This is a genomic window from Kitasatospora sp. GP30 (genome assembly GCF_029892145.1).
Lineage (GTDB): Bacteria > Actinomycetota > Actinomycetes > Streptomycetales > Streptomycetaceae > Kitasatospora > Kitasatospora acidiphila.
Genome location: NZ_JARZAH010000008.1, coordinates 236,767 through 247,552 on the forward strand (window position 1 = coordinate 236,767; position 10,786 = coordinate 247,552).

10 protein-coding genes are annotated in these 10,786 nt (G+C 68.9%); 9 read left to right on the plus strand and 1 reads right to left on the minus strand.

The genetic code is table 11. The features are described from left to right. Positions 1 to 10: 10 nt before the first annotated feature. From P3T35_RS15825 to P3T35_RS15865, 9 genes are all read left to right on the plus strand, one after another. Positions 11 to 3,175 (plus strand): phage tail tape measure protein, encoded by a 3,165-nt coding sequence (locus tag P3T35_RS15825; RefSeq protein WP_101382697.1) that lies wholly within the window; start codon positions 11 to 13, stop codon positions 3,173 to 3,175. Between the two features lie 9 nt (positions 3,176 to 3,184). Next, positions 3,185 to 6,613: a hypothetical protein gene (locus P3T35_RS15830; protein WP_101382698.1), complete on the plus strand. Its 3,429-nt coding sequence runs from the start codon at positions 3,185 to 3,187 to the stop codon at positions 6,611 to 6,613. Between the two features lie 61 nt (positions 6,614 to 6,674). Continuing rightward, a complete protein-coding gene (locus tag P3T35_RS15835; RefSeq protein ID WP_101382699.1) occupies positions 6,675 to 7,232 on the plus strand; it encodes a hypothetical protein in 558 nt (185 codons plus the stop codon). Between the two features lie 15 nt (positions 7,233 to 7,247). After that, positions 7,248 to 7,505 (plus strand): hypothetical protein, encoded by a 258-nt coding sequence (locus P3T35_RS15840; RefSeq protein ID WP_143676921.1) that lies wholly within the window; start codon positions 7,248 to 7,250, stop codon positions 7,503 to 7,505. Between the two features lie 57 nt (positions 7,506 to 7,562). Continuing rightward, entirely contained in the window at positions 7,563 to 8,009 is a 447-nt protein-coding gene (locus P3T35_RS15845) for a hypothetical protein (RefSeq protein WP_101385336.1), read from the plus strand. Continuing rightward, entirely contained in the window at positions 8,006 to 8,338 is a 333-nt protein-coding gene (locus P3T35_RS15850) for a hypothetical protein (protein WP_101382701.1), read from the plus strand. Before P3T35_RS15845 ends, P3T35_RS15850 begins: the two co-directional genes overlap by 4 nt. Then, positions 8,338 to 9,189 carry a GH25 family lysozyme gene (locus P3T35_RS15855; protein ID WP_101382702.1) on the plus strand — a complete coding sequence of 284 codons (852 nt, stop codon included), beginning with the start codon at positions 8,338 to 8,340 and terminating at the stop codon, positions 9,187 to 9,189. The genes P3T35_RS15850 and P3T35_RS15855 overlap by 1 nt, the downstream gene beginning before the upstream one ends. Positions 9,190 to 9,225: 36 nt before the next feature. Beyond that, the gene (locus P3T35_RS15860; protein WP_280706359.1) at positions 9,226 to 9,540 is read left to right on the plus strand and encodes a hypothetical protein; all 315 of its coding nucleotides are present in this window, start codon (positions 9,226 to 9,228) and stop codon (positions 9,538 to 9,540) included. Between the two features lie 131 nt (positions 9,541 to 9,671). Next, the gene (locus tag P3T35_RS15865) at positions 9,672 to 10,013 is read left to right on the plus strand and encodes a hypothetical protein (protein ID WP_143676922.1); all 342 of its coding nucleotides are present in this window, start codon (positions 9,672 to 9,674) and stop codon (positions 10,011 to 10,013) included. A gap of 5 nt (positions 10,014 to 10,018) precedes the next feature. On the opposite strand, the gene P3T35_RS15870 is transcribed toward P3T35_RS15865, so the two are convergent. Next, positions 10,019 to 10,786: nucleotide sugar dehydrogenase (locus P3T35_RS15870; protein WP_280706361.1), on the minus strand; the 768-nt coding region annotated here is incomplete at its 5' end.

Genomic DNA, 10,786 nt, shown 5'->3' on the forward strand with positions numbered 1-10,786 from the left:
AGGCGCCGGCATGGCCGAGGTCGCCGACCTGTGGGTCACCCTCCGCTCGATCACCGCCCCCTTCACCGAGGGCCTGGCGACGTCTGCGGCGGGGGCCGACGAGTTCATCGCGCAGTTGGAGGCGTTGAACGTCGCGGCGGACGAGACCGCGGCGAGCCTCGGCCGGATCGGTGCCGGCGGCGCGCTCGGTGACACCGAGGCCGCTGCGAGTCTGGAGCGGCTGACGGTCGCTGCTGACGAGGCGGCGGCCGCGATCGACCGGCTGGCCGTCGCGCAGGAGCGGTCGACAGTCACTGGCCGGGAGGCGGCAGCAGCGTCGGATGAGCTGGGCGGCAAGTGGCTCGGGCTCAGCGGCGTGCTGAAGGGCGCCAGCGACTTCGCAGCGTTGGGCATCGCGGGGATCGGCTACGAGGCCGCCAAGATGGCCTCGGATTTCCAGAGCAGCACGACGCGGCTGGTGACCTCGGCTGGCGAGCAGCAGTCCGCCCTCGCTCAGGTGCGTCAGGGCATGCTCGACATGGCTGGCCAGGTCGGCGTCTCCGCCGACGACCTGAGCAAGGCCATGTACTACGTCGAGGCCGCGGGCTTCCACGCGGCTGACGGCCTGACCGTGCTGAAGGCCGCCGCGCAGGGCGCTGCGGCTGAGGGCGCGGACACCACCACGGTGGCCCAGGCCATGACGGACGTCCTGGTCGACTACCACCTGAAGGCGTCCGACGCCGCCGACATCACGTCGAAGATGATCGCCGCGGTCAGCAGAGGCAAGACCAACCTTCAGGACTTCTCCGCGTCGTTCGCGTCGATCGTGCCGGCCGCCAGCGCGGCAGGCATCAGCTTCCAGGACGTCATGGCGGCACTGGCCAACATGACCAACCACGGGTTCACTGCCCAGCGCGCGTCGCAAAACTTGGCCCAGGCGCTCCGCAGCCTGTTGAACCCGACGAACAAGATGTACGACGCCTTCCAGCAGTACGGCGTCTCCAGCGATGTCCTGGCCAAGAAGTTGGCCGGCCCGAATGGCCTGACGGACGCGATGGAGTACATCGCGCAGGCGGCGACGAAGGCCGGCCCGGAAGGCACGACCGCGTTCGCGGCCGCACTGAAGAGCATGATGGGCACCGCGCCCGGCGCCAACGCCGCGCTGGCCACGGTGGGTGCCAACTACCAAGCAACGGCCGACACCATCAAGGCGGTTGGGTCGGCGACGGCGGACTCGTCGGGGAAGGTCGCCGGCTTCGCGCTGGTTCAGCAGACGCTGGGCCAGCAGTTGAAGCAACTGCGCGCCGGCTTCGACTCGGTGATGATCAGGCTCGGCGACTTCATGATCCCGAAGCTGTCCGAGTTCATCTCGCTGATCGAGCGGAAAGGCTCGCCGGTCGTCCACGACTTTGCCTCGGCGATCAGCGGCATCGCGGCCGGCTTCGACGGCCAGGCGCAGAAGCGCGTGCCGGGCCACACGGCTACGACTGCTGGCGGCGAGCAGCACGGCGGCGCGACCGCGGGCGCGCAGCCGCTGACCGGCTGGGAACAGGTCGGTGCCGAGCTGAAGTCCGTGGCGTCGGACCTGTCGACGTTCGCCTCGCAGGTGTCCACCGCCTTCGGGGACATCTCGCGGGCGGCGGGCCCGACGCTCCAGCTCCTGGGCGGCGCTGGCCTGACGGCCCTGCGGGCTGTTGCGAGCATCATGTCCGGCGTGGTCGGGCCCGCCGTGGTGACGGTCAGCCACTTCATGGACGAGCACAAGACGGTTGTCCGAGACCTGATCACGGTGGCCCTGGTGCCGCTCGCTATCCGTCTTGCCGCGCTGTCGGTGATCAAGCCGGTCGGCGCGATCGCCGGCCTGGCGAAGGACATCGTGTCGTTCCCCTTCAGCCAGGCAAGGCAGATCTGGACGGACATCCAAAGCGGCTATCAGACTGTCTCCACGGCGGCAGGCACCGTCAAGGACGGGCTGACGACTGCGGCCTCGAAAGGCCTGTCGGCTTGGCAGACGGTGTCTTCCGGAGCGTCATCGACCTGGGATTTCGTGACGTCAAAGGCATCGGCCGGCAAGGACAGCTTGATCTCCTCGTTCAATTCGGCGAGATTCCGAGCGGCCTACTTGTGGCAGGGCGTCAAGGACGGCGGCTCCACCGCGTTGACGACGCTGAAGTCGGTCGGATCGTCGGCGCTGACCATGGGCTCGAACCTCGGACAGGCAGCGAAGGCCGGTGCGGCGTCAGCATGGTCCGGCATGGTGTCTGGGCTGCAGTCTGTGGCGGCGGCCGGTAAGGCAGCCGGGGCGGCGCTGTTGGAGGCTGCAGTGGCAGCCGGTCAGAGTGCGCTGGCGGCAACTCGGGCGGCAATTGCGTGGGTCGCAGAAAAGGTCGCCACCCTGGCGAGCGCGGTTGCCGAGGGCGTTCTGACAGCGGCAGAATGGCTGCTGAATTTCGCGCTCAATGCAAGTCCGATCGGCCTTGTGATTATCGCGATCGTGGCTTTGGTGGCGGCCGTGATCTACGCCTGGAACCATTTCACGTGGTTCCGGGTCGGCGTAGAGGTCGCCTTCAGGGCGATCGAGGCCGCAGCGCTGTGGCTGTGGCATAACGTGTTCGAACCAGCAGCGCACGGAATTGTCGCGGCCTTTGATGCGGTCGGCTCGTTTTTCTCGGATCTGCCGGGCATGATCACCGGGTTCTTTTCGGATGCCGAGCACTGGCTGGAGGATGCGGGAGCCCGGATCATCCGTGGCCTTGTGCACGGTATCGAGTCGTCGATCAGCAGTGTCAAGAACACCCTGACCAACCTGACATCCGATCTGACTTCGTGGAAGGGGCCGCCGGAGAAGGACGCGGTGCTCCTCCAGCCCGCCGGCCAGTTGCTGATCAGCGGCCTGATCAACGGCATCGAGAACAAGATCCCGAGCTTGCGCCGCCAACTCACGGGCCTGACGACCGAGATCGGCTCGATGCAGCCCGCGCTCGGCCCGTCGGTGGCGAACGCTGGCGCACTCGCGGTCACGGGCAGCGCCAGGCTCGGCGCCCTGGCGGTCGGCCAGTCGGCGGCTGCCACCTCGTCGGCCGGGCTACCGGACATCGTCGTCCAGGTCGACGGGCGCACCCTCTTCAAGATCGTTCAGACCGAAGCGCTTCGGAACGGCAAGCGGAACCCCACCAGCGGACTCGTCTACACGTAGGAGGTGCCCGTGGCCCCGCTTCTCGGCTCGCTCGTCGATCCGTTCACCGCGGCCGCGCTCAACTCGGCGGTGTGGAACGCCACCAGCGGCACCGGCGTCAGCCTCACGGCGCCGGGCCGGGTTGGGGTGCAGGCCACCAGCTCCTACCCGGCTTTGGGGGCCGCCGGCCCGTACGAGGCGACGGGGCAGTCCCTGTCGGCCCGGGTGACCCCGGCGCTGGCTGGCACCGGCGGCCAGACAGTGCAGACGCTGCTGAAGGTCCAGCAGGACCCAAGCAATGCAGCCTACTTCGCATGCTCGCCGGGCACGCAGTGGCAGGCCATCGTCATCAACGCGGGCAGCTACACCACGGTCAACCTGCCCGCATACGATCCGACCGCCCACGCTTGGTGGATGCTGACCGAGTCGGGTGGCGAGTGGCTGTTCAGCACCTCGCCGGACGGTTTCAGCTGGACCCAGCTCGCGGCCATCTCGTACTCCTGGTCCCCGCATGCCGTGCAGGTCTACTACGTGGCTGGGTCCAGCACGGTGACCGGGCAGACGGCGTATCTGGAGCACGTCAACACCCCGGCCGGTACCAGCAGTTTGCTGCCGAGCTGGCCGCAGATCCGCTTCCAGGTGGCGTTCAACACCGGCGGCAGCATGAGCGCGCTCCCCTCCTACGTGGACCTGTCCTCGCGGCTGCGCGGCTCGTGGTCGGCCGAGTTGGCGGGTCGCCAGTACGAGCTGGACCAAATCCAGTCCGGGCAGCTGACGGTCAGCTTGTGGAACCTCGACGGGGCGCTCGACCCGCTCGACGCGGCCAGCCCGTACGCGCCGAACGTGCTGCCGATGCGGTCCTGTCGCCTCCAGGCGGTCTGGCCGCCTAGCCGCAACCTAATGCCCCAGAACATCAGCGCCGCTTCCAGCCTCGCCACCATGAGCAGCAGCACCGGCAGCCTTGCCCTTGCCGCCGGCCTGCCGCCTGCCCCGACCGGGCACTCTTCTGCGTTCGGCTGGACGATCCCGGCCTCGACCACTGCCACCAACCTGGTGGGGTTGGCGGCGCCGAACAACAACGGTGCCGGGTGGCCGGTCTCGGACGCGTCCGCGCTCCCCGTGGTCGGCGGCCAGTCGTACACGTTCTCCTGCTGGGTGGCCCAGGCGTCGGGTGGCGACGCGACGTTGACGGCAGCGCACCGCATCTCCTGGTACGACGTGACGGGGGCGCGCATCGGACCGAGCATCGGGACCGCTGTCACCGTGCCGGTGCTGGGTACGAGCTGGGTGCTGCTGTCGTACACGGTGACGGCACCTGCAACGGCGGTCGGCTGCCGGCCGGGCGTGCAGAACTCCAGCAGTCCGGCGGCCGCCAGCACGCTGTACGTGACGGCCTGGCAGATGGAGCAGGCCGCGACGGCAACGCCGTGGACGGCGGGCGGCGTGATCGCCCCGCTGTGGGCTGGATATGTGGAGCGCTGGCCGCAGCACTGGCAGCAGCAGGGCACCTACGGGCTGGTCGACTTGACCTGCATCGACGTGCTCGCCGGGCTGTCGCAGTTCACGCTACAGCCTTCGCTGATGGCCGGATTGATGGCCCTTGGCCCGGACCGGCTGTATCCGCTGGATGAGCCGCAGGGCTCCGTGTGGTGGCGGGACGCCTCCGGCAAGCACGGCGCGGTCTATCTCGCGAGCTCCCCGTACGGCGCAGGTACGGTGACCAGCGGCAGCAGTATCAGCGGGTCGGGCTTCGTTGGGGCTGCCGGCCCGGTGGTCACCTTGGCAAACCCCACACCGAGCAGCTTCCTCAACTCGCAGGGCAGCTTCATCAACCTGGGAACGCCGAACGGGCCGCCGGCCGGAACGGGATGGACGCGGATCATCTGCTTCCGTACCAGCACGCTGCCGCCGGCCGGCACCCAGATGGCGCTGTGGTGGTGGCAGTCGTCGTCCAGCCCAAACAAGAGCCAAGGCGGCTTGGCCCTGGACTCCAACGGGCACCTGCACGTCAACTCGACCAACGCCGCCGGTGGCAACATCGACTTCACGATCTCGACGGCGAACTACTGTGATGGCAACTGGCACATGGCCGCGCTGATCCTCACGCCGGACGGCAAGACCCTGAATGCCAACATCGACGGCGGCGGCTTCTACAACACCAACACCGTCAGCGTGCAGCCCACCGGGATCACCTCGGATGTCGTCGGCATGAACGTCCAGACCGCCGTCGGCCAGTATGTGTGGGCGTATAGCGGGGACCTGGCGTACGCGGTGGAGGTCCCGACCAACAACGTCCCGAGCTTCGGCGACCTCGCAGCCGGCTTCTCCAAGGGCTGGGCCGGGGAGACGAGCGCGGCCCGTGCACAGCGGATCCTCACAATGTGCGGCTACGGCGGCGCCCTTCAGACGGAGGCAGCCACGCTCCCGATGGGCGGAGCCAACCTGGGTGGTGTGGACGCGATGTCGGCCCTTCAACTGGTGGGCGACACGGAGAGCGGCCAACTGTACGTTGACTCGGCCGGCACGTTGTGGCTGACGGGCCGCCAGTGGCGCTATCTCCAGCCCCAGCCTGCGATCGTCTTCGGCGAGAACCAGGCGGCTGGCGAAATCCCTTACCTCGGCGACATCGTGGTGGAGCTCGACCCGACACACGTCTACAACATCGCCCAGATCACCAACCAGTCCGCGCCCGGGGCGCCCGCGCAGCCGATGCAGGCCGCCAGCAACTCGGCCTCGCAGACCGCGTACCTGCCGCGCACTCTCCAGCGGCAGATCAACGCCCAGGATTCGACGGTGGCCCTGGCAGCGGGTCAGTACCTGGTGTCGCAGTACGGGCAGCCGCAGGCACGATTGTCGGCGCTGACGGTCGATCCCGCGTCGAACCCGGCACTGTGGTCGCAGATCCTGAGCGTGGGCTTCGGCACGCGGGCTCAGGTCACCCGGCGGCCACCCTCGGGGCCCGGTGCGGCGGCGATCAGCGTGCAGCAGTTCGTAGAGCATGTGACCTGGTCGGGGGACGATCAGGGCAACCTCAAGGTCCGGCTGCAGCTGACCCCTGCGGCACCCTTCCTGAGCTGGTGGCTCACCGCGGCGCTGCACACCACGGTCGCCACGGCGTCCACGGCCGGGACGGCGACGGTGATCCTGGCCGCGCTGACCGGCTCGGCCACCAACCCGGCCGCCGCGGTACTTGTGGCGGGGACGCAGCTGACGCTCGGCTACGGCACTTCGGCGGCGGAGACGTTGACGGTGAAGTCCGTCGCGACCACCGCGCCGGGCTACACCAGCGTCGCGGTCACCTTCACGGCCAACACCGTCCACAACCACGCTGTCGGCGAGACGGTGTGCCAGCCGCTCCCGTCCGGCTTTCAGCTGCCGGCCGCAACGGCCGCTGGCTATCCGGCGTCGCTCGACGGCGGGGCCACTCTCTCGATGAGCGGTCCGCGCGCCGCCTACTGACCGTACTCACCTGGACCGGCCTGCCTGTCCGGGCCGGTCCTCGGCATGCCTGGAGGTGCCCATGACGGGTCTCGCACCGCCCGTCCCGTATCAGTGGTCTGTCGGTGACGTCGCCACGGCCGCTCTGCTCAACGCGCAGCTCTACACGCTCGCTACCTTCGTGCTCAACCCGCCGATGTTCGAGGCCATCCAGACTGTCACCACCACCTCGATTGCCAGCGGCACTGGCTGGACCGCGATCAACTTCAGCGACTCCGCGGGCATCCTCGCCGACACCTACGGAGGCTGGAGTTCGAGCACCCCAACGCGGTACACCGCGCAGACACCAGGCTGGTACTGGGTGAGCGGCGCGGTGTGCTTCGCCGCGAACGCGACCGGCAACCGCGGCGCCCGGATCGCGAAGACCGGCAACCCCGTTCAAGGGGCCGGGACGCTGATCGGGGGCCCGGCCGGAGGCAGCCAGGCTACGGCGATCGCCACGCCGCTGCGGAAGGTCTACCTGAACGGGACCGGCGACTACCTGGAGGTCCACGCACTCCAGACGTCCGGTGGGTCGCTGTCGACCCAGATCTATGGGGACGTCTGCTCCGCCCTCAGCGTGTCCTTCGCCCACCTCTGACCTTGGGAGCAGCACTTGAGCAACGTCGTGACGACCACCCAGTACAGCGTCCAGTTCAACATCACCCAGACCGCAACTGGCAACCAAGACAGCGGGAACGTGAATCTCACGGTTCCGGCGTGGACTGACGCGGAGGCTGGCGCGTTCGTCCAGGCGGTGCAGGCCCTGCCGCTGCCGGCCGGGTGCACGCTTCAGGTCTTCGCCAACAAGAGCGTGCAGGCGACGACCATCTTCGCCACGGATATCCAGACGAACCCGATCACCTTCACCTGACTCGCACTACACCTGACGCCCCGCCCTGAGCGGGGCTTTCGCATGCCTGGAGGCATGATGACGACCCACGACCATCACGAGGTCGCCGCGCACGACCAGGCGGCGACGCACCGGTACGTGATGCACTACCCGGCGCACGCGCCGCGAGCTGGGGACCCGCATTACGCGGCGTTCGAGGCGTTCCGCCGCCACCACCGGGACGGGGCGCGCTGCTTCGTCGGCGAGCGCGCTGGCCACGACGCCTGTGCGGACGGTCCGCTGGAGCTGCACCACGCGGTGCTGGAGTTCGCGACCGCCAACGCGGCCGACCCCGAGGCGCTTCACCGGGACTTCCCGGAGATCGCCGAGGACGCGACGGCCGAGGAAGTCGCCGCGTGGCTGGAGTCGAGCCCTGGCGAGTTCCGCTGGCTGTGTGCCTTCCACCACCGCGGGCATGGCGGCGCGCACACCGCGTCGCACGCGGACTGGAGCGCGCAGTTGTACGTGCCGGGGCTGATCTCGTGAGCCGGGTTAGCGAGTTCAACGAGCGCCTCGCGGTCCGGGCCACGCGGGTGTTCGGCTCGATGCCGACCACCTACCTGTTCTTCGCCTACGGGTTCCTGCCGGTTCTTGTTCCGGCCTGGATGGCCACCTTGCTGTACTGGTCGAACACCGTCCAACTCTGGAGCCTGCCGCTGCTGATGGTCGGTCAGGCCGTCCTCGGGCGTGCTGCGGAGCGCCGGTCCTCCGAGACCCACGACACGGTGATGGAAGAGCTCGGCCTGATTCGGGAGCTCGTCAACTCGCAGCACGCCAACGACCCCGCCCCTACCCTCACGAAGGAGAACACCTGATGGGCATCTATGGGCAGGACTGGGCGTCGTACCAGTCGGCCGCACCGGGCACCAACGGGCTCAGCTTCGCGTTCATCAAGGTCACCGAGGGCCTCACGTACACCAACCCGGAGTGGGCCAGTCAGCGGGACGCGGCGCGCAACGCGGGTCTGGTGGTCGGCTACTACCACTACCCGGACATGCGGAACTCGGCGCAGAGCGAGGCGGATCACTTCCTCTCGATCGCGCAGCCGGCGGTCGGTGAGCTGCTCTGCCTGGACTGGGAGGGCTACGACGCCGCCAACTCGGGTGTCTCGCACGGGAACCAGTTGGCGTTCAAGGAGGCCTTCCTGAGGCACCTGAAGGCTTCGGCTCCGCAGCGGCCGGTCGGCATGTACTGCAACGCCGACTACTGGCGGAACGTCGACACCACCGGCTACTTCGGCGACTTCCTGTGGATCGCCACCGAGGGCCGCCCGGCCGGCCAGCCCGGGGTCAATGCCAACTGGCTGTTCCACCAGTACGACAGTGCTGGAGGCGTGGACAAGGACTTCTGCCACCTCGGCAGTGCGGCCGAGCTGAAGTCCTGGGCGGTGTCCTTCGCGCCTGCGCCAGCCGCGCACCAGCCGTGGCCCGGCTACGACTTCCGGCTCCAGCCGAACGAGATGCACGACGGCAACATCTTCAACTGGCAGCAGCAAATGGCCCACCGCGGCTGGCAGATCACCGCGGACGGCTGGTACGGCTCCGCCTCGGAAAGCATCTGCCGGCAGTTCCAGCAGGACAGCACCGACCACGGCTGGCCGCTGACGGTGGACGGCATCGTCGGGGCGCACACCTGGGACGCTGCCTGGCAGCGGCCGGTTAGCTAGGGGGCCCGGTTGAACGACTCGACAGGGGTCGTGGCGGTGGATCAGCTGGTGGTCTGGTGCGTGGCGGTTACGGCGGTAGCGGGGGTGATAGCGCTGGTGTGGCGACTGACGCGGCGGATGCGGCAGCTGATGGTTCGGTTGGGCGAGTTCGTGGATGACTGGACTGGTATCCCGTCGCGGCCTGGCGTCCCGGGGCACGAGGGGGTGATGGCGCGGCTTGGTGGGATCGAGGATCGGCTGACGGCGGTCGAGCACGAGCTGCACCCGAACTCTGGCGGCTCGTTGCGGGATGCGCTCGATCGGGTCGAGCAGTGTGTAACGGCTGGCAGCCCGCCGCCGGCCAGCGAGTAGGTGAACTGCCCCCGTCTCGGCCTTCGGGCCGGGGCGGGGGCCGCTTCGTCATGTCCGGGCGCGGTCACGGCTGGGTCACGGCTGCCGTGATCGGGCTCGGGGTCGGCAGGGGGCGGGCGAGACTGCGGGGCATGACATCGAAGCCTCCCCGGCCGCCGTCCGGCTCGTATATCCGCATCTCCCCGTCGGGAGAGCTGACCGCGCCAAGCGGTTGGAAGACCTGGCGCGCGCCGGCTGCCGAGGTGACGGTGCAGACGGTGGACAACACGGGGCGCCGAGTGACGGCAACCCGGGCAGTGCTGATGGGGCCGCTGGCGTTGGCCGCGAAGAAGCAGTCGGGCAAGGTGTCGGTGATCCTGACGCGGGCGAGCGATGGTGACACGCTGGTGCACGAGGTGAAGGCCAAGCTCGCCCCGGACGTGCTGACGTGGGCTGTCGCGTTCAACGCCTGGCGGGAGGCGGTCGAAGACTGACGGGTTCACAGCACCTCCACGGCGGCCCCGGTGAGTCGGCGGCGGCAGTCCAGGAGGTAGCGGGCGTGCTCGGTGATCTGCGGGTAGTCGAAGTCGTCGTGGTCGGCGAGCAGCACCACGGCGTCGGCGGCGGCCAGTTCCTCGGGGGTCGGGGCGACGCGCTGGACGCCGGTGAACGGGCCGCGCTGGCCGGGGAGGTGGATGCCGGAGAGCACATGCGGGTCGGCGGCCCGCACCTCGGCGCCCATCCTGGTCAGGAGTTCGGCGACCCGGGCGGCGGGGGTCTCCCGGGCGTCCCCGGTGTTCTTCTTGTAGGCGAGGCCGAGCAGCAGGATCCGGGAGCCGTTGACCGGCCGGTGGCGCTGGTTGAGGCCCTCAGTGAGGCGCCGCACCACGTAGTCGGGCATGTGGCTGTTGACGTCGTTGGCGAGTTCGACGAACCGGAACGACCGCCCCAGCGCCCGTTCCACCCGCCAGGAGAGGAACGACGGGTCGATCGGCAGGCAGTGCCCGCCCACGCCGGGTCCGGGGTCGAACCGCAGGAAGCCGAACGGCTTGGTGGCTGCCGCGTCGATCGCCTCCCAGATGTCGATGCCCAAGTCGTGGGCGAACATCGCTAGTTCGTTGACCAGTGCGATGTTGACGTGCCGGAAGGTGTTCTCCAGCAGCTTGGTGAGCTCGGCCTCCTTGCAGGAGGAGACCGGCACGGTGCGTTCCACCAGCCGGCCGTAGAAGTCGTCGACCACGCGCAGCGATTCCGCGGTGATGCCGGA